The 17,739-nt window shown below is 41.9% G+C and carries 17 protein-coding genes and 2 tRNA genes; 14 read left to right on the forward strand and 5 right to left on the reverse strand.

Annotation, left to right across the window (positions count from 1 at the left end):
* The first annotated feature begins 30 nt into the window (after positions 1 to 30).
* The gene (ttcA, locus tag ACY3FQ_RS04510; protein WP_004695645.1) at positions 31 to 954 is read left to right on the forward strand and encodes a tRNA 2-thiocytidine(32) synthetase TtcA; all 924 of its coding nucleotides are present in this window, start codon (positions 31 to 33) and stop codon (positions 952 to 954) included.
* A gap of 227 nt (positions 955 to 1,181) precedes the next feature.
* Entirely contained in the window at positions 1,182 to 1,565 is a 384-nt protein-coding gene (locus ACY3FQ_RS04515; RefSeq protein WP_004695646.1) for an SCP2 sterol-binding domain-containing protein, read from the forward strand.
* A gap of 66 nt (positions 1,566 to 1,631) precedes the next feature.
* Here ACY3FQ_RS04515 and ACY3FQ_RS04520 read toward each other — a convergent pair whose 3' ends face one another.
* Entirely contained in the window at positions 1,632 to 2,744 is a 1,113-nt protein-coding gene (locus tag ACY3FQ_RS04520; RefSeq protein ID WP_279691048.1) for an MltF family protein, read from the reverse strand.
* A 365-nt stretch (positions 2,745 to 3,109) separates the two neighbouring features.
* Here ACY3FQ_RS04520 and greB point away from each other — a divergent pair, with 365 nt between their 5' ends.
* The 5 genes from greB (at position 3,110) to ACY3FQ_RS04545 (ending at position 6,145) form a co-directional block, all read left to right on the forward strand.
* Positions 3,110 to 3,604, forward strand: coding sequence for a transcription elongation factor GreB (gene greB, locus ACY3FQ_RS04525; protein ID WP_004695648.1), 495 nt, complete (start codon positions 3,110 to 3,112; stop codon positions 3,602 to 3,604).
* Between the two features lie 89 nt (positions 3,605 to 3,693).
* Positions 3,694 to 3,783, forward strand: a tRNA-Ser gene (locus ACY3FQ_RS04530).
* A 219-nt stretch (positions 3,784 to 4,002) separates the two neighbouring features.
* Positions 4,003 to 4,092: transfer RNA gene (locus ACY3FQ_RS04535), tRNA-Ser, on the forward strand.
* 572 nt (positions 4,093 to 4,664) lie between these two features.
* Positions 4,665 to 5,243 (forward strand): TetR/AcrR family transcriptional regulator, encoded by a 579-nt coding sequence (locus ACY3FQ_RS04540; protein WP_234955561.1) that lies wholly within the window; start codon positions 4,665 to 4,667, stop codon positions 5,241 to 5,243.
* A complete protein-coding gene (locus tag ACY3FQ_RS04545) occupies positions 5,240 to 6,145 on the forward strand; it encodes a DMT family transporter (RefSeq protein WP_279691051.1) in 906 nt (301 codons plus the stop codon). Before ACY3FQ_RS04540 ends, ACY3FQ_RS04545 begins: the two co-directional genes overlap by 4 nt.
* A gap of 122 nt (positions 6,146 to 6,267) precedes the next feature.
* On the opposite strand, the gene ACY3FQ_RS04550 is transcribed toward ACY3FQ_RS04545, so the two are convergent.
* Positions 6,268 to 7,416 (reverse strand): acetyltransferase domain-containing protein, encoded by a 1,149-nt coding sequence (locus tag ACY3FQ_RS04550; protein ID WP_279691052.1) that lies wholly within the window; start codon positions 7,414 to 7,416, stop codon positions 6,268 to 6,270.
* Between the two features lie 171 nt (positions 7,417 to 7,587).
* Between ACY3FQ_RS04550 and ACY3FQ_RS04555 the strand changes: the two genes are divergently transcribed.
* The 3 genes from ACY3FQ_RS04555 to ACY3FQ_RS04565 all read left to right on the forward strand — a co-directional run bounded on the left by ACY3FQ_RS04555 (position 7,588) and on the right by ACY3FQ_RS04565 (position 9,621).
* Positions 7,588 to 8,220, forward strand: a complete 633-nt coding sequence (locus ACY3FQ_RS04555) for a TetR/AcrR family transcriptional regulator (RefSeq protein WP_279691053.1) — start codon at positions 7,588 to 7,590, stop codon at positions 8,218 to 8,220.
* Between the two features lie 3 nt (positions 8,221 to 8,223).
* The gene (locus ACY3FQ_RS04560; protein WP_279691054.1) at positions 8,224 to 9,201 is read left to right on the forward strand and encodes a zinc-binding dehydrogenase; all 978 of its coding nucleotides are present in this window, start codon (positions 8,224 to 8,226) and stop codon (positions 9,199 to 9,201) included.
* Positions 9,202 to 9,267: 66 nt separating this feature from the next.
* Positions 9,268 to 9,621 (forward strand): DUF1304 domain-containing protein, encoded by a 354-nt coding sequence (locus tag ACY3FQ_RS04565; RefSeq protein WP_168158118.1) that lies wholly within the window; start codon positions 9,268 to 9,270, stop codon positions 9,619 to 9,621.
* Between the two features lie 78 nt (positions 9,622 to 9,699).
* On the opposite strand, the gene ACY3FQ_RS04570 is transcribed toward ACY3FQ_RS04565, so the two are convergent.
* The 3 genes from ACY3FQ_RS04570 to ACY3FQ_RS04580 all read right to left on the reverse strand — a co-directional run bounded on the left by ACY3FQ_RS04570 (position 9,700) and on the right by ACY3FQ_RS04580 (position 12,903).
* Complete coding sequence (locus ACY3FQ_RS04570) at positions 9,700 to 10,395, reverse strand: pirin family protein (RefSeq protein ID WP_234950533.1); 696 nt, start codon at positions 10,393 to 10,395, stop codon at positions 9,700 to 9,702.
* A 122-nt stretch (positions 10,396 to 10,517) separates the two neighbouring features.
* Entirely contained in the window at positions 10,518 to 11,585 is a 1,068-nt protein-coding gene (locus ACY3FQ_RS04575; RefSeq protein WP_279691057.1) for a hypothetical protein, read from the reverse strand.
* A 76-nt stretch (positions 11,586 to 11,661) separates the two neighbouring features.
* Positions 11,662 to 12,903 carry a L,D-transpeptidase family protein gene (locus tag ACY3FQ_RS04580; RefSeq protein ID WP_010327247.1) on the reverse strand — a complete coding sequence of 414 codons (1,242 nt, stop codon included), beginning with the start codon at positions 12,901 to 12,903 and terminating at the stop codon, positions 11,662 to 11,664.
* A 202-nt stretch (positions 12,904 to 13,105) separates the two neighbouring features.
* Between ACY3FQ_RS04580 and hemE the strand changes: the two genes are divergently transcribed.
* The 4 genes from hemE to ACY3FQ_RS04600 all read left to right on the forward strand — a co-directional run bounded on the left by hemE (position 13,106) and on the right by ACY3FQ_RS04600 (position 17,578).
* Positions 13,106 to 14,176 (forward strand): uroporphyrinogen decarboxylase, encoded by a 1,071-nt coding sequence (hemE, locus tag ACY3FQ_RS04585; RefSeq protein ID WP_279691062.1) that lies wholly within the window; start codon positions 13,106 to 13,108, stop codon positions 14,174 to 14,176.
* A gap of 36 nt (positions 14,177 to 14,212) precedes the next feature.
* Entirely contained in the window at positions 14,213 to 15,010 is a 798-nt protein-coding gene (locus ACY3FQ_RS04590; protein ID WP_279691068.1) for a DUF817 family protein, read from the forward strand.
* 144 nt (positions 15,011 to 15,154) lie between these two features.
* A complete protein-coding gene (locus ACY3FQ_RS04595; RefSeq protein WP_168158113.1) occupies positions 15,155 to 15,625 on the forward strand; it encodes a DUF3015 family protein in 471 nt (156 codons plus the stop codon).
* Positions 15,626 to 15,694: 69 nt separating this feature from the next.
* Positions 15,695 to 17,578, forward strand: coding sequence for an Lnb N-terminal periplasmic domain-containing protein (locus ACY3FQ_RS04600; protein ID WP_279691064.1), 1,884 nt, complete (start codon positions 15,695 to 15,697; stop codon positions 17,576 to 17,578).
* Positions 17,579 to 17,739: the final 161 nt, after the last annotated feature.

Below are 17,739 nucleotides of genomic sequence, written 5' to 3' on the forward strand. Positions count from 1 at the left end.
GCGGTATTTTTTTTAAGGTTTAACTCGTCTATGTTCTCGCCAGTTGAGTCCAATCAGGGATTTAATTTTAAACCAGAACTACCCACTAGCTCTGCGTATTATCGTCTGTTGAAAAAGTTACGCCGTCAGGTGGGTCATGCTATTCGCGATTTTAAAATGATCGAAGAAGGCGATAAAGTGATGGTCTGCATTTCCGGTGGTAAGGACAGTTATACCTTGCTCGATATTATGTTGCAGTTTAAACGTATTGCACCGATCAATTTTGATGTGGTGGCTGTGAATTTGGACCAGAAGCAACCGGGTTTCCCTGAGGACGTGTTACCACGTTATTTAGAAGAGAATAATATTCCCTACTATATCTTAGAAAAAGACACCTACAGCATCACCAAACGTTTAACACCTGAAGGTAAGACCTATTGTGCAGTTTGTTCACGCTTACGCCGTGGCTCTTTATACGGCTTTGCGCAAGAAATTGGCGCGACCAAAGTGGCGTTGGGGCATCACCGTGATGATATCTTGGCGACTTTCTTCTTGAACTTATTCCATGGCGGTAGCTTAAAGGCGATGCCTCCTAAATTGTTATCGTCAGATAAAAAGAATATCTTGATTCGCCCACTGGCTTATGTGGAAGAAAAAGACATCATTAAATATGCTGAAATGCGTCAGTTCCCGATTATTCCGTGTAACTTGTGTGGTTCTCAGGAAAATCTGCAACGTGCTATGTTAAATGACATGTTGCGTGAGTGGGATAAAGCGCATCCAAAGCGTTTACACAGTATTTTTGGTGCCTTGCAAAATGTGTCGCCATCGCAGCTGGCAGACCGTGAGTTATTCGACTTTGAAGCGTTAGATAGCGAACGTGAATTCGACTTTAAAGGTGAAAGTTGTTCAACGGAAGATGAACCGGAGAACAAACGCATTAACATGGTTAATCTTGGCTTTGCAGCAGACTAATTTTGTCAGTTAGGCCAATGCAAAACACCAATCAATGATTGGTGTTTTTTTTATGTGGATGATTTTGATAAACTTTGTATAAGAAATATAAAATATGAACTGTACGTACAAAAAACTTTAGGCACATGTAGGATATACATGCTATAACAATCTCCGAGCGTATTTAGCTTCACAATGATGCCGTCTGGATAGGCAGCACACAACGAACAAAGAATTGAGGAAACATCATGCCTGCTTTTTTAACTGATGATTGGTTTTCAACTGTAGAAACATTAACTGCTCAAGCGGGGAATTTGAACCTGCCGCCAGCACTTGCGAATCTTGCAATTAACTTAGTTGTTGCTGACAATGCGGGTAATACCGAATTATCTTTAGATGGCGGCGCAATTAAAAAAGGCTTGTCTTCAAACGCGAAAACAACCTTGAACATGGATGCTGAAACACTACGTAAAGTGTTCCTTGAGTTTGATATGGCTGCAGCAATGCAAGCGTTCATGACGGGTAAAATAAAAGTTCAAGGTGATATGTCACAGTTGATGGCATTGCAAACAGCGAAGCCAAGCCAAGAGCAAAAAGATTTATTTAAGAAAGTGCTTGAGCAAACGGCTTAAGTATTCTGAAATAAAAAAAGCTTACCTATATAGGTAAGCTTTTTTTATGCCAATAGAGATGATCTTTTAGATATTGACCAGCTGCGGCGTGGTTTTAATGTGCTCAAGATAAGCTCGGATACGCGTCACATACTGAAGCGCTTGACGGTAGCGACCATTTTTGGCTTGGTTCTGTTGTAAGTAAGCATACAAATTGAGCCAGTTATTAGGGTCTTTACCTTGTGCCTGAATCCGTTTTTGAATCTGATTCACCGCTCCCGGTCCCATATTGTAGGCAACCAGTGCATACCAGTTACGGTCAGGGAAGGGGATATCCTCATAGCGACTCAGCATTTGGTCGTAGTACTTGGCACCACCTTGAATGCTTTGCGCAGGATCGGTACGGTTACTCACACCCATGGCTTTGGCTGTGCTATTGGTCAACATCATCAAACCACGAACACCCGTGGGAGAAACAGAGTTCGGTTTAAGATAAGACTCTTGATAACCAATCGCTGCCAATAAGTGCCAATCTAAATCGTACTTTTGCGCTGTACTTTTAAAACTGGCCTTATAGATCGGCATACGCTGACGCAAATCGCGTTGAATCGTATTCCAGTTTTCAGGCTTCACGACATTACGGTTGTAAAAAGAGGCCAATTGGCCAATTGAACCAGATTGTTTACCACGGCAGACAAATCCACTCGCCGTTTGCGTCAATGGATCATTCGCATGTTTAAATACCCAGCTCAGCTCAGTATTGAGGCCATTTTTACGTAAAACGTTTAAATCACCACAAGTTGCAGAAAAGGTTGCGAGACTTTTTTGTTCAATCGTTTGAACACTTGCCGTCGTCATTGCAAAATTTGCTTTGCCCTGTGCTACCCATTTAAGTGCTGTAGCATTATCGGGAACGGTTTTGAAGTCTAGCTTTACATTTAAGCTGTCTGCATAGTTACGTGCAAGGTCATAACCAAAACCATGCAAATGCTGACCATCTTTAAAAACGGTCGTTGGGTTTTCCACTGAAACGACAGTCAATTTATTATGATTGACGACGTTATCATATTGGTAGGTCTTACTTGCATTAATACTATGAAATGGAATTAACAAAGTACTTAAAGCAAGGGCTTTCAACGGGAGAGAGAAAGTTAATGAATTAAGGCAAAGCCTCGATCCAGAAGTTGAACTACTGTGCATGTTGTCTCCGCTACAAGTAATTTATGCCCTAGAACGCAAAGGCAAAAACATGCCTTAAAACGAGTTCAAGTTGTCTAAATTCAATAAGAGGTTGGGCATTCATGACGTCATTCAAAATGACATGGGATTAAGAAGATTATGTAGAAAAACTACATAGATTAAAAAATAGGCAACTAATTTAAGATGTGCGCATAATATATAGCAATTTTAAAAGTGTCAAATTTTGTGCAATATTTTTTTGAAAAATGTAACATAACAATTTAATTTAATTCATGAATTTATTTTATAAACTTTTGTTGTGGAGAAATAAGGGATAAAATAATCCTTTGTTGTAAATCAATAAGCAGATTTAGACGGCATTCATCATGAAATCAAACTTAATTACACGTGCTGGTCACGACAAATTGGTGGCAGAATTAAAGCAGCTTTGGCATGAAGAACGCCCTGAAATTACCAAGAAAGTAAACTGGGCGGCGAGCCTTGGCGACCGTAGTGAAAACGCGGATTATCAGTACAACAAACAGATCTTACGTAAGATTGATCGACGGGTTCGCTACTTGGGAAAACGCCTCGAAGAACTTCGTATTATCGACTTTTCTGAAGAGCAGGCTGGCAAGATTTATTTTGGCGCTTGGGTCGAAATTGAAAATGACGCAGGGGAACAAAAAACCTTACGCATCGTCGGGGTGGATGAAATTTATGATCATCACCCGCAGCACATCTCCATCGACTCACCGATGGCACGAGCTTTACTGTCCAAGCAAGTTGATGATGAAATTGAAGTGTTGACGCCAACTGGAAAAAAACACTGGTATGTCAATTCAATTCGTTATGACAGACCTGAAAGTTCAGAGAACTAAAAGATTTTGTTTTAATTTTAGCCACTTGGTGTGATTTTTGAAGAAAAGTATTTGCCAAGTAGATTGAATGTTTATATCATGTCGCCCATGGAAGCGTGGCAGAGCGGTTTAATGCACCGGTCTTGAAAACCGACGAGGGTGTGAGTCCTCCGTGAGTTCGAATCTCACCGCTTCCGCCAAATTCAAAAAACCCTGACTGAGTCAGGGTTTTTTTATGCCTTTTTTAAATTAATTTCTAAAAGATGCCAGAGTTATCGCTCAATTTTCTGGCATATGTGGGCTGTAAAGTTAATATCTTATTGAGATTGAATATTTTTTAGCTGAATAGTGGCTTTTTGAAGGCCGTGAGATGAAAAATATTTGCCAAAAAATATTTTTATTTATATGATAGCGCCCATGGAAGCGTGGCAGAGCGGTTTAATGCACCGGTCTTGAAAACCGACGAGGGTGTGAGTCCTCCGTGAGTTCGAATCTCACCGCTTCCGCCAAATTATTTTTAAATACAAATTAAAACGAATCATTAATCGATAACCCAAGTTTAAGTTGGGCCATTACGTCAAGTAGTGTGGGGAACACCACATAGATCGGCAGTGATCAAATTCTAAAAAAAGCAGTCAGACCTTCTCTTACTGCTTTTTTTATTTAAGGTATTTAACCTTCTTTTATAACTATTGAGCTGTCCAACTCGATCCCTTTTTAGATTCACTATTCGTTTTAGGCAAACAGTTATAGAGACTATGCAGTTGTAATGCGTAGCAGTCATTTCTGTAGATCAGTTTTTCGAAAGTTTCTCAATTTCTCAGATGGGTTTTTTTAGCATCCTTCGTTTGGTTTATCTAGCAACTCATTACCTCTAAGTTGGAACTACATATGCCGTGTAAAAGTATAGAGCGATAGTTCCGTTTCGCTTTTTTTCCCACCGCTATTGCGATAGGTCGATTGAAGGGTATTCTCCCGTATTTGATTCATCTGATATTTCCTTCATTAAATAAGCAAAGGTGACTTGCATATTTTTACAGATTCTATAAATTAGATAGATCGGTCTACTTATTTGAGTGTGATGAATACGAAAACTGCGAAACAGAAAATTTTAGATGCAGCCGCGATTTTGTTTTATAACGATGGCATCATAAGTACAGGGATTAACAGCATTACCGATAAGGCCAAAGTTGCCAAAATGTCCTTATATAATAATTTCCCGACTAAGGCTGACTTGATTACCTCTTATATAGAAGCACGGCATCAAGAGTGGTTAGATTTGTATGCGCTTCGAAATCAACAAGCACATACTCCTATTGATAAAATTGTCGCAGTTTTTGAGGCCTATCAAGACCATGCCGAGTTTGCCTATGAAAAAGGCTTTCGGGGCTGTGGTTTGTTGAATGCTGCTGCTGAGTTCCCAGCGCACAGCGCCGAGCGCTTGGCTGTAAAACGGCATAAGGATGAAATTGAAAACATTATCTCTACACAGCTTGCCCTTATCATTTCGGACGCATACAAGGTCAAACAAATGGCTTTGTTGTTGTCTTTTATTCTAGAGGGATCGATTGCGCGAGCGGGCTTGGAAAGCTCGAGTGAAAAAGTACAAGCTGCAACGGCGATGGTGAAAACACTTTTAGCACAGGAAATCAGCACGTGAATCAGTCTGTTTCTGCGGTACCAAATTATGGTTTTATCGCGGTCCTGTTCGCTGCTTTTCTATGGGGAACGACGGGCACAGTTGCATCTTTTGCACCTAATTTGAGTCCTTTGGCTGTTGGCGCTGCCGCCATGGGCGGTGGTGGACTGTTACAGGCACTTTTGGCACGAAAAAGTATTATCTACCATCTGGCACATATCAAAGCCCATGTTGTGATGCTCGGTGTAGGCGTAATTGCGGTTTTTATTTATCCTTTGGCCTTTTATTCATCGATGCACTATGCAGGCATCACCATTGGGACAGTCGTTTCGATTGGTACAGCACCTTTATTTACCGCACTTTTAGAAAGGGTATTTGACCGAAAAGCACTTTCGATGACATGGCTGATGAGTTTCGTATTCGGCGTGACGGGCGTTGCGCTACTTTCTCTCGGGGAATCACATGCTGTGGCAACCACGGAGCATTTGTCCCAAAACCGACCAATGTTGGGTGTTGCTTTAGGGGCGGTTGCGGGATTGACCTATGCTTTATATTCTTGGGCGGCAAAACGAATGATTGACCAAGGAATGGATGCAAAAGCGTCAATGGGGCTCATCTTCGGGCTTGGTTCTTTATTATTACTTCCGACTTTATGGATAACAGGTTCAAACTTGTTTGAAGAAAACATTAACCTTTATGTCGTGGGTTATATGATGTTGATCCCCATGTTTTTGGGCTATGTTTTATTTGGATATGGCTTAAAAACCGTGACTGCTAGTAAAGCTATTACTTTGACCTTGTTTGAGCCTTTGATTGCCGCTGTATTTGCAATCCTGTTGGTGGGAGAACAACTTGCACCAATCGGCTGGATTGGGATGGTTTTAATTTCAATCTGCTTAGCATTGCAGACTAAAGCAAAGTAAATTTTTTGCTTCAGACATTCGTTGGCGTATAAAGCATATTTGCCGGGTGTCGGGAAATCTGATGCCTAGTTGGACTAAGCATCAATGTTATTTCAGTGAAATGGGTTATACACCTTAAATCCTTAGAGGTATTTAAGAATGCGAATGTGTTTGTTTTTATGTTTAAAGGCTGAGAATTTTAACATCAACGGATAGAGAGCCACAGTTAAAATAATCGAAATGAGCCAGAGGGTGGAGACATGATCGACGCCGAAGTATTCGCCATGGGTCGTGCCAAACAGTGCGACTGCAATGAGATAGAGGGCTTTCAGCACATATAAGTGTACGATATAGAAAAACATCGGCACGGAACCAAAGATAATCAAGGGTTTGACCCAAGGTTTACTTTCAACCCTTTGAAGTAACACTAACAGAACTAAGCCTAGCCCGACATTCCACAAAATAAACAACAGCGATGGTGGATACTTGGTCAAGTTCAAAAAACTCATAACGGTTTCAGTGCTGGTCGACATGATTGACCATGCTTGGTCGCCATAGAGATTGATCATTCTTAAAATGATAAATAAGCTGATACTGGCAAGCCCGAAGCCTAACAAGATTTGATTTCTTTTTGCGACATCATGTGTGCTGTTAAATACGGTATGACCGATGCAATAGCCGAGGGTAATTACCCCAATCCAAGGCAGTACTGGGTAAGAGGTTCTAAAACGAATCAGATCTCCAAATTCGATCCAACCACGTTCATGTAAAATAAACCACAGATTTTGCAGGGTCGGCATCTGCGAAAATGACACTTGATCCAGCGCATTATGTCCAAAAATAATACCGAGACTGATCACCCAGAGCCATTTTTGCGATAGCCCAATCAAGCCTGCTAAAACTACCATACTGAGACCAATGGCCCAAATCACTTGTAAATAGATGACATCAGGCGGGAACTGTCCAGTCCAAGCGAAGTTGATAATGATCAGTTCGAGAAAAATTAGAAATAGACCGCGCTTGAGTAAAAATTCACGGGTCATTTGAACACTGTTGTTTTTTGCTTGGTAAAGATAAGCCGATAAGCCTGTTAATACCACAAAAACAGGTGCACATAAGTGAGCCAAGATCCGGCTAAAGAAAAGGGATTCTTCGGTTCCTGGAATCAGCATCGGGTCGGGGACTTGCTGGTGCAGATAAAAAGTTTCTCTGATATGGTCGACCATCATAATCAGAATAACCAATCCTCTGAGGGCGTCAATCGCTTGTAAACGTTGTGAAGGTGTAGACATAAGATGAATTGAAAATTAGCGTTATGGTATAATGTAACATTTATTTCAATCATTTATATCTAAAATTTAATCAGCAAAATTTATATGTAATCCAATGATTCGAGATGAAGTATCAAAGGTAGATGCATTATTTTATAGACGACTGGTCTATTATTGATTTATAGTGTGGATATGAAACGATCAGATAAAAGTGAAGCAACACGACTACACATTTTAAATAGCAGTTTTCAACTGGTATTACATAAAGGTTTTGTCGGAGTGGGCTTACAGGAAATTCTAAAGAATTGTGATGTGCCAAAAGGTTCATTCTATTACTACTTTGCTTCGAAAGAGGCTTTCGGCTGTGCGCTACTCCAGCAGTATCTGGCCGACTATAAGGTCAAAATCGATCAGCTGATACAGCAAGAACAGCGAAGCGCCTATGCAAGCCTGATGGCACTTTGGCAAGCATGGATTGATAACTCATCACATATTGAAAGTGATGTTGAACATCATAGCGATGGGGGATGGGCGGAGAATTGTTTGATCGTCAAATTGGCAGCAGAAGTCTCAGATTTATCTGAAGATATGCGTCAGATTTTGAACTTCGGGGTGCGTAAGTTAACAGAACGTATTTCGGGTCTAATCCAAGCCGGGCAGCAAGATGGTTCAATTCCAGCGCATATTGATGCTGAAAAAATGGCACAAACCATGTATCAATTGTGGTTGGGAGCAGCTTTATTGGCAAGACTGGCCCGAGATAAGCAGCCCTTTTACCTCGCTTTGGAAACTACCCAACAACTATTACAGCCGATAAAGGAATAGCAAATGCAAAGTATTATTCATCACCATTTTGGTGAACCTGTTGACGTCTTGGAACCTGCAGATATGCCGCAACCTGAACCGAAAGCGGGTGAAGTACGTATTAAAATGATTCTATCGCCAATGCATAACCACGATGTGTGGACAGTGCGTGGTAGTTATGGTTATAAACCAACACTGCCTACAATTGGTGGTAGCGAAGCTGTGGGCGTGATTGATGCGCTTGGTGAGGGTGTACAAGGCGTATTGGTAGGTCAGCGTGTAGCAGTTGCTGCAGTTCATGGCAGTTGGGCTGAGTATTTTATTGCGCCAGCACATGGCATCGTGCCTTTAACTGACGCGATTGATGATGAAACGGCAGCGCAGTTGATTGGAATGCCGATCAGTGCACTGATGCTTTTAGATTTTATCGACTTACCAGCAGATTCGTGGTTGATTCAGAACACTGCCAATGGTGCGGTGGGTAAAACAGTGGCAATGATTGCAAAAGCGCGTGGTCAAAAGGTGATTCATTTGGTTCGCCGTACTGAGGCTGTAGCTGAAATGCAGGCCTTAGGCATTCAAAATGTGGTGGCAACAGACCAAGCCGATTGGAAAGAACAAGTCAAAGCGATTCATGCAGATCAGCCATTGATCGCGGGTGTAGACTCCATTGGTGGTCAGGCCAGTGGTGAAATGTTAGCTTTGCTGAGTGAAAATAGTCTATTGGTTTCATTTGGCAGCATGACGGGTGAGACCATGCAGATTTCTTCGGGAGATCTGATTTTTAAACAAGCCACAGTCAAAGGTTTTTGGGCAAGTGTGGTGAATAAGCAATTATCTGCTGAACGCAAAAAAGCGTTAATTGTGGAGTTATTGACGCTTGCTGCACAGAAAAAATTACTGCTGCCTGTTGAAGGTATCTTCAGCTTTGCACAAATTAAAGATGCTGCACTGAAAGCGACGCAAGGCGCGCGTCAGGGTAAAGTACTTTTGAAACCCTAAGAGTTTCGACCTAGATCAGCTGTGAAGCTGATCTAGCATCATTCATCAAAAATAAGGATAAAGCGTATGATGGGACAAATTTTGATTGCTTTAATTGCACTGTTGCATGTGTATATTTTAGTTTTAGAGATGTTTTTATGGGATAAGCCTTATGGTCTAAAAGCCTTTGGTAATACGCCTGAAAAAGCACAACTGACCAAAGTCATGGCGCAAAATCAGGGTTTATACAATGGTTTCTTGGCTGCAGGTCTATTTTGGGCGCTATGTGCACCCGAAACTTATGCACTGCCACTGGCCAATTTCTTTTTAGGCTGCGTTTTGGTTGCTGGGATTTATGGTGGGTTGACCGCCAGTAAGAAAATTATCTACATTCAAGCCTTACCTGCGGCTGTGGCATTACTTGCGGTGAATTTTCTCTAAGCCAAGTGAAAAAGCTGCTTGAGCTCTGCATTAAAAAAGCCAACGTCGAGACGTTGGTTTTTTATTGTGAGTGGGTACTTATTTGACTTCAGGCAAATCAAACCAAATCACTTGTGCATCTTCCAAGGCTTTAACGTCACTTGCTTCTAAGAACGCAATTGCGTCACCTGCATGAAGAGTATGTTCTGCAACTTGGATTGAACCTGAAATCACATGCACGTAGTTAATATGCTGTGTAGCTTTAACTTCTAGCATTTGATCTTTTTCAATCACAGCCGTTTTGACTTCGGCATCTTGACGAATATGCATTGCAGCATTGTCATTTGGACCACAAATCACATGCCATTGATTTGGCTGCTCATGCGGATCAAGACGAATCTGCTGATAGGTTGGCGCTGCATCTCTTTGATTTGGGGTAATCCAAATTTGTAGCAAATGTACTGGCTCATCACCCTGATTCATTTCGCTGTGCTGCACACCCGTACCTGCACTCATCAGTTGCCATTCACCTGCTGAAATACCACCATGGTTGCCCATGCTGTCTTTATGGGTGATGGTGCCTTTGAGTACACAGGTTAAGATTTCCATATTGTCATGGGGGTGTTGCCCAAAACCTTGATGACCCGCGATCACGTCGTCATTGATGACACGTAAAGCACTTACGCCCATATATTTAGGGTTATACCAACTACCAAAAGAAAAGCTGTGTTTCGACTCTAGCCAGCCGATATTGACATGACCACGGTCTTGACTGCGATGAATGAATGCATCCATTTTAAACTCCAATCTTATTTTTAATCTATGGAGTAATTCTAGCGTTTTATATTTATCGCTAAAATAGTGGATTTGCAATGTTGCGTTTCAATATTGGAATGATTAAACGCAACATTGCAGCCTTAGTTTAAATCACAATACCGTACGCGGAAATCTTTCCAGACGTAGTTTTTGCCTTGCGCATATTCAGCTAAAAATTGTTGATGTAGATTCGGCTGCTGTTGCATCCAGTCATTGCCCCATTTCACACCGAGTGGAGCCGCTTTGTCTTTAAAAACAAAATAGTCATCGAGGCAAGTGCTGCTTTCAACGGAGAGCGGTGCATTTTGATCATCGAGATAGTTTTCATAATTAATCGAGTTGGGTGGATTTTTCAAAAATACTTTGTCACTGGCGGTGAGCAGAATTTTCTGTTCAAAGTGCTTCAATTGACCTTGTTTGTATTCATAGCGGGTTTCAAGGTTATAAGGGTGTACGGTTTGGTAGTCGCCTGGGGACTTGGTGCTGTATTCCAGTATTGCATTATTATAATCTGATAAGTCTTCATCCCATTTGGGGCCAAAACTCATCCCATCTTCAATGGCAGGAGCCACAAATTGTACGCGGTGAAGCTGTTTACCATTCGTGTCGATTTCAATAATTTCATAGCTGTATCGGTAGCGATTGTTGGCATAGATGGAGCTCATTGTCACATTGGCTTTTAACTCTGTAGGGGTATAGGCATAGCGAGTACGAAAAATCAGTGCGAGATGCTTCGCGACGGGCATAATCGAAAACAGTTCATGATCTTTGACTGTAGTGTCGAGTTGAGGCTGTAGGGTGATTTTTTCTCGATTTTCAGCATAAGCCTCGCCTATTGAAAAAACCGCGGAGTGGGGCGGGTTTAAATAAAGCAGTTTAGGCTTTGCTCCTGTTCGAATCGCATAATAGTGAACCGGAGATTTACCTGCGATGACGTAATAGCGTGCATTCAAAAGTGGCTCTCTGAGACTATCTTGCTCTGGAATGTATTGGGGATGGCGGATTTTTTCATGATCATCCAGACTGTCAAACGGATTGTCAGATTCCACCGCATAAGCAGAAGCATCCACGCTGGTCACGATTTCTTCATCTAATTCAGCAAAGCTATAAGTTGAGACAGATAGTAAGCAGGCTACGGGCAGTATTATTTTTAAAGCGTTCATCGTCATTTTTATATTGCTGTAATTGAAAAAAAGGTGCTCTCAAGAGAGCACCTTTTATAGCGTAAATACCTTAGAAAGCCAATTATTCTAAGAATTTAACCGTAACACCTGACTTCACTTTTTTGCCAAGATCATTGGCATCCCAGTTGGTCAAACGGATACAACCGTGTGATGCTGTTTTAGAAATAGCAGAAGGGTTTGGTGTGCCATGAATACCAAATGATTTTTTGCTTAAACCAATCCAGATATTCCCTACAGGACCATTCGGACCCGGTGGTAGAGAAAGTGGTTTTAAGTTTTTGCCCTGTACAAAGTTACTTGGCGAGTAGCTATACCATGGATTTGGCGCAACACCAGTGACTTTATAAGTACCCGTTGGAGACGGAGTGTCTGAGCTACCAATGGTTGCAGGGAAAGAACCGATCATTTGGTTGCGGCTGTTAAATAAATACAGCTGTTTTGCACCTTTGTGCGCAACAATCAAGTGAATGTCTTCTGGCACTTCATTGCGGATATTGGCCACAATAATTTTTTCGCCCGCTTTTTTGAAGGTTGCTTTTGGATTTAACTTTTGTAAAAAGTCTTCATCCATATGGAACTTTTCACCCAACATTTCAGTCACACGGGTGTAATACAAACCTTTCATTTTGGCTTGTAGTGCATAATCGCGTGGAATTGATGCGGCGTAAGGACCTTTTAAGTCTGCTTCGGTAATGGTGTATTCAATAAATGCAGGCTTAGAACCTTGGCTTGCAAGTAGAGCATCCCAAGTTTCTTTGGTTAAGGTACCTGTTGCTTTTAAACCGCTCATTTGCTGGAACGAAGCAATGGCTTTGAGGGTATTTTTACCGCTCATGCCATCAATTGCACCTGGAGACGCATGCGCATTATTGAGCATCACGTGAGCACGTGCATAGACAGGAAATTGGCCTTTACCAATATTGTCGAACCATTCTGCACTGTTTAGACCATTTAATGTCCACGATGCTTTAGCCGCAGCAGGATTGGTCGTCGTGGTGGTCGGTGCAGTGGTGGTTTTGCTTGGTGCAGCACCAACGTCAGCGGTTTTATCTTCAGATTGTTCAAGTTGATCTAAAGTTTGCGAAGCTTGGTTTAAGTCTGCTTGTTCTTTTGCTGTAATTTGGCTGTTTGCAACCGCAGTAGAAGCTGAAGCGACATCTGTTGCTAAAGGATCAATAGGATCTTGAACTGAAGTATCAATGATCTTTTTTGGCGTCAAGGGTTGTTCAGTAGTAGATGCAGCAAACGCTGTACCAGCAAGAATGCAACTTAAACTCATCGCGAGTATTGTGCGAACGAACATGTAATTCAACCTTAAGAATTATTCATTTACAAAGTAAAAACTAGTGAAGTATTACAGAAAAAAGATGGAGATGCAGTATTTGTTTTGTGTAAATATTCGTTTGCATCTTTGTCCTGATCGAATTTTAGTGTTATGAGAAGTTATTAAAAATTCGACCTTTTTGTTATGATGGTGAGCAAATTTAATTGAGATGGGAAAGTAAATGACGACGCTTAAAAATGATCGTTTTCTACGTGCTTTATTACGTGAACCTGTAGATACCACACCCGTCTGGATGATGCGTCAAGCAGGGCGTTATTTACCTGAATATCGTGCAACCCGTGCTCAAGCGGGTGATTTCCTTTCGCTGTGTAAAAATAACGAATTTGCGTGTGAAGTAACTTTACAGCCTTTACGTCGTTATGAGCTCGACGCAGCCATTTTATTTTCAGATATTTTAACTGTACCCGATGCTTTGGGTTTAGGGCTTTATTTTGAAGCTGGGGAAGGGCCTAAATTTCATAAAACGGTTCGTACTGAACAAGATGTGGCGAATTTACCTAAGTTTAATGCTGCATCTGATCTCGACTATGTGATGAATGCGGTCAAGACGATTCGTTCAGCCTTAGGTGGACAAGTGCCTTTAATTGGCTTTTCAGGTAGTCCTTGGACGCTAGCAACTTATATGGTTGAAGGCGGTTCGAGCAAAGATTTCCGTTTCACCAAGCAAATGATGTATGCGCAACCTGAAGTTTTACATGCGCTGCTCGATCGTTTGGCTGATGCGGTAATTGACTATCTAAATGCGCAAATTGATGCAGGTGCTCAAGCCGTACAGATTTTTGACAGTTGGGGCGGGGCATTGGCACACCGTGAATATTTAGAATTTTCTTTAAAATACATGCAAAAAATTGTTGCAGGTTTAAAACGTGAAAATGAAGGACGTAAAGTTCCCGTCATTTTATTCACCAAAGGTGGCGGTCAGTGGTTAGAGCCAATGGTGGCAACAGGGGCAGATGCTTTTGGTCTAGATTGGACGACGCCATTAAATGTGGCTCGCCAAACGGTGGCTGGCCGTGCGGCACTGCAAGGCAACTTAGACCCTGCAACATTATATGGTTCGCATGAGACCATCGTGAAAGCCACCAAAGCCATGTTAGATGATACTTATGCAGGCGGTGAGAAAACGGGTTATATTGCAAACTTAGGTCACGGTATTACCCAGTGGGTTGATCCTGAAAACCCGAAAGCCTTTATTGATACTGTGCATGAATACAGTGCCAAATATCTCTAAGTTTCACAGCTTCAATTCAATTAGGGTTCATGCGTGATCACGATTTTAAAATCATGTTTTGAGTTCTCATCTAAGGCAGCTTCGGCTGCCTTATTTGGGATATTACTGTTATTGGCTTTTGCCTTCACAGCCAGTATGGGGAATCGGGAATATTTCGGTTTTTTCCGTTATGACTATCTACTGTTTTATGCCGTACTGATACAAGTTTGTCTGTTGTACTTAAAACTCGAGTCTTGGGCCGAAGCCAAAGTGATTGCGTTATTTCATGTGATGGCAATGGTGATGGAAATCTTTTTGACCCATCCGCAAATTGCATCTTGGCAGTATCCGCATCCCGCCGTGTTTAAAATTCTCACCGTGCCGTTGTTTGCAGGTTTTATGTATTCGGCTGTAGGCAGTTTTTTTGCGCGCTCATTGCGTCTCTATCATGTTTCTTTTCAGCACTTGCCCCGTTTCTCCGCCATGCTGACATTGGCGGTGTTGTCTTATATCAACTTTATGTCCAAATTTTTTGTTCCCGATATTCGTTATCTTTTGTTTGCGTGGAGCATAGTGCTGTTTTGGAAAACCAAGATTGGCTTTGAATTACAGCAGCACCGTTTTCAACTGCCGATGTTACCCGTACTTTTACTGTTGGCTTTTATTATTTGGATTGCGGAAAATATCAGTACGTTTTACCAAATCTGGCTGTACCCAAGTCAAGTCGATGCATGGCATATGGTCGGTTGGGGTAAGTTGGGTTCTTGGTATTTATTGCTACTGCTCAGTCTGGTGTTGGTGTTAAAGATTTTAGGGAAACGAGACCTACGTGGCTGTTGGTCCTTATACCGCTAGCACATTTTTAAATATTCACTTCACTTTAGTATAAATTGTTTTGCGTTATGCGCTTGTTACCGCTATCTTACAAGGGTGTAGCTCAAAATACACACAATAGGAACAATAAAAATACTCGGAGATAATCGAGTCTGGAGAAACCTTATGTTGAAAAAAATAGCATTGGCTGCGGTTTTGGCTGTTGGTTCTACCGCTACATTTGCAGATAATGACGTCGGTTGTGGTATTGGTTCACAAATTTGGGCTGGCCAGTCTGGTAAAGTCGCTAAAATTTTAGCGGGTACAACCAATGGTCTTTTTGCTAACCAACTTTTCGGTATTACCTTTGGTACTTTAGGTTGTAGCGGTACAGGTACTGTGACTGCTCAGGCAGTAACATTTACCAACGAAAATGCGGAAGCATTGGCGCGTGATATGGCAGTCGGTGAGGGTGAAAGTCTGAATGTCCTTGCTGAATTACTCAACATTCAATCTGGTGATAAAGCACGTTTCTTTGAAGTTTCTAAACAAAACTTTGCAAAAATCTATTCAGCTGAGAACCAAGATGCGCTTCAAGTATTAGCATCTTTACAAGCAGTGATGGCAACGGATAGCGTATTAAAAGCATACGTTTAATTGCACCATAAAACCCTGCCATTCAGGCAGGGTTTTTCATATCTAAAAAAGAAGAATAGCTAACACTGCATGAAATCTGTTGTCCTCCTCTTTAGTGTGCTATTCAGCACCAGCATCTTTGCTCAAGCACCTAGCTCAGCCGAGTTTTATATTGAAAAAGCACAGCAGCTGAAGCTAGCCTCAAATGTGACTTGGCAACGTTTGATGTATGCCAATGTCTCAGGACAAAGTGAAGTCACCTACCGTCCATTTTTTTATAGCGAACACGGACAAACTCAGCTCAAACAAGAGCTTGATGCCAATATTGCAGCACTTTTTACCCCAGCCGAAGCCAATCAATCGATTCAGTGTCGCTTTCCGGCACGTTCAAAATGGCTCATAGGACAACTGAATATTGCATCAAACCAACTGCCTAAAGCCTCATGTCCTGAGCTGGATGAGTGGCTTGGGCAAATTAAGCCGTATAAGGCGACTTTAATTTACGCCACGGACTTTATGGGCAATCCCAGTTCGATGTTTGGGCATACCCTGTTAAGGCTCGATCCTAAAGACCAAAAACAGCTGAACTTAGTCTCTTATGCAGTGAATTATGCAGCGACAGTGGCCAATAGCGACAGCTTTTCTTTTGCATGGAAGGGCTTAACCGGGCAGTATCCAGGTGAGTACTCACTCATGCCGTACTATCGAAAAGTGAAAGAATATGGTGATTTGGAAAACCGCGATTTGTGGGAGTACGAGTTAGCCCTGACGCCAGAAGAAACCAAAACCATGGTTGAGCATATTTGGGAACTCAAGCATGTGCAATTTCCTTACTATTTTATCAGTGATAACTGCGCCTATCGTTTACTGGGTTTAATTGATTTGGTACGGCCAGAGGTCAACCTACAAAAACAATTTAAAACCGCTGCGATTCCTGTTGAGACTATTAAGGCGGTCGATGAAAACCATCTAATTGCAGAAAGTGTTTACCGTCCGGCTTTAGAAACTCAGTTGTTGGCACAAGCCAAACAACACGGACAAGCCTTGGCAGCGGCTGCGCATCAGGTTGCGCAACTTGAACCTGCTCAAATGCAAGATTATTTGAAGCGCTATGCCTTGGTGGATCAGGCACGTATTTTAGAAATGGCTTATGACCATGTGTATTTACAGTTAATTGCACAAAAGATTGCGGCAGAAGACGCCCAACCGCGTATTCGACAACTGCTGGGTTTGCGGAGTCAGATTGACTTGGAAAAGCAACGTCAAGTAGTCGAAGCGCCAAAAGTAGATCCGGTAAAAGGCCACCATGCGCGAACCGTTCAGTTTGAAGCGGGTGAAATACAAGGTGACACTTATTTCCGACTGAGCCATCGTCAGGCCTATCATGACTTGATTGACCCGCAAGGCGGCTTTCGTTTGGGTACACAGCTTAAGTTTCTAGATGGTAGCCTCGAATATCGCGATGATCGACTAAGACTGCAAGAGCTGAATGTGCTGGAGGTCAATGCCTACAGTCCACTGACTGCCTTTAAAACACCATTAAGCTGGGGTTTTAACATGGGTTGGCAACAAGAGGCACTAAATCGAGATGGTGCATTTAGTGAACAGGATCAACACGGTGTATTCAATCTATCCAGTCAGTTTGGCTATAGTGTGGCAGATCAAGAGCGTCAACATTTGTGCTATGCACAATTGCAAAATCATGTTCAAGCAGGTAAAGCTTTAGACCGAGGTTGGCGCGTGGGACTTGGGCCAACGGTAGGCTGCCAGAACATCTGGAGCGAACATATCAATAGTTTGGTACAGGTCGAGCTGCCATATTGGGAAGATAGTCATCAATGGCAAGTCAGACTGAATACACAGTTGCAATATTTATTCAATCAGCAAAATGCGTTGAGGCTTCATTGGCAGTATCAACAGCAAAAAGGCAAAGATTGGGATCAGACGGGTTTGAGTTATCTCCATTTCTTTTAGTTCGATCCTCTTTTCAAAGCTCCATTAATGGGGCTTTTTTTTATGAAAGTCATTGCTGTTAAAACAATCAAACGTGAGCCTTACTTTTTATAAAGTGCTGAAAATGAAAGCTGATGGTGAAAATAAGTATTGAAATTTGTTATATTAATCACATAAATGTC

It is taken from the genome of Acinetobacter sp. AB03, from assembly GCF_058107045.1.

Excerpts from the sequence above, each read along its gene's own strand:
- ACY3FQ_RS04515 (WP_004695646.1), top strand. The coding sequence starts at position 1,182 with ATGCCTGCTTTTTTAACTGATGATTGGTTTTCAACTGTAGAAACATTA.
- ACY3FQ_RS04595 (WP_168158113.1), top strand. The coding sequence starts at position 15,155 with ATGTTGAAAAAAATAGCATTGGCTGCGGTTTTGGCTGTTGGTTCTACC.
- greB (WP_004695648.1), top strand. The coding sequence starts at position 3,110 with ATGAAATCAAACTTAATTACACGTGCTGGTCACGACAAATTGGTGGCA.
- ACY3FQ_RS04550 (WP_279691052.1), bottom strand. The coding sequence starts at position 7,416 with ATGTCTACACCTTCACAACGTTTACAAGCGATTGACGCCCTCAGAGGA.
- ACY3FQ_RS04520 (WP_279691048.1), bottom strand. The coding sequence starts at position 2,744 with ATGCACAGTAGTTCAACTTCTGGATCGAGGCTTTGCCTTAATTCATTA.
- ACY3FQ_RS04580 (WP_010327247.1), bottom strand. The coding sequence starts at position 12,903 with ATGTTCGTTCGCACAATACTCGCGATGAGTTTAAGTTGCATTCTTGCT.
- ACY3FQ_RS04570 (WP_234950533.1), bottom strand. The coding sequence starts at position 10,395 with ATGGATGCATTCATTCATCGCAGTCAAGACCGTGGTCATGTCAATATC.
- ttcA (WP_004695645.1), top strand. The coding sequence starts at position 31 with ATGTTCTCGCCAGTTGAGTCCAATCAGGGATTTAATTTTAAACCAGAA.
- ACY3FQ_RS04540 (WP_234955561.1), top strand. The coding sequence starts at position 4,665 with ATGAATACGAAAACTGCGAAACAGAAAATTTTAGATGCAGCCGCGATT.
- hemE (WP_279691062.1), top strand. The coding sequence starts at position 13,106 with ATGACGACGCTTAAAAATGATCGTTTTCTACGTGCTTTATTACGTGAA.
- ACY3FQ_RS04600 (WP_279691064.1), top strand. The coding sequence starts at position 15,695 with ATGAAATCTGTTGTCCTCCTCTTTAGTGTGCTATTCAGCACCAGCATC.
- ACY3FQ_RS04555 (WP_279691053.1), top strand. The coding sequence starts at position 7,588 with ATGAAACGATCAGATAAAAGTGAAGCAACACGACTACACATTTTAAAT.
- ACY3FQ_RS04575 (WP_279691057.1), bottom strand. The coding sequence starts at position 11,585 with ATGACGATGAACGCTTTAAAAATAATACTGCCCGTAGCCTGCTTACTA.
- ACY3FQ_RS04560 (WP_279691054.1), top strand. The coding sequence starts at position 8,224 with ATGCAAAGTATTATTCATCACCATTTTGGTGAACCTGTTGACGTCTTG.
- ACY3FQ_RS04565 (WP_168158118.1), top strand. The coding sequence starts at position 9,268 with ATGATGGGACAAATTTTGATTGCTTTAATTGCACTGTTGCATGTGTAT.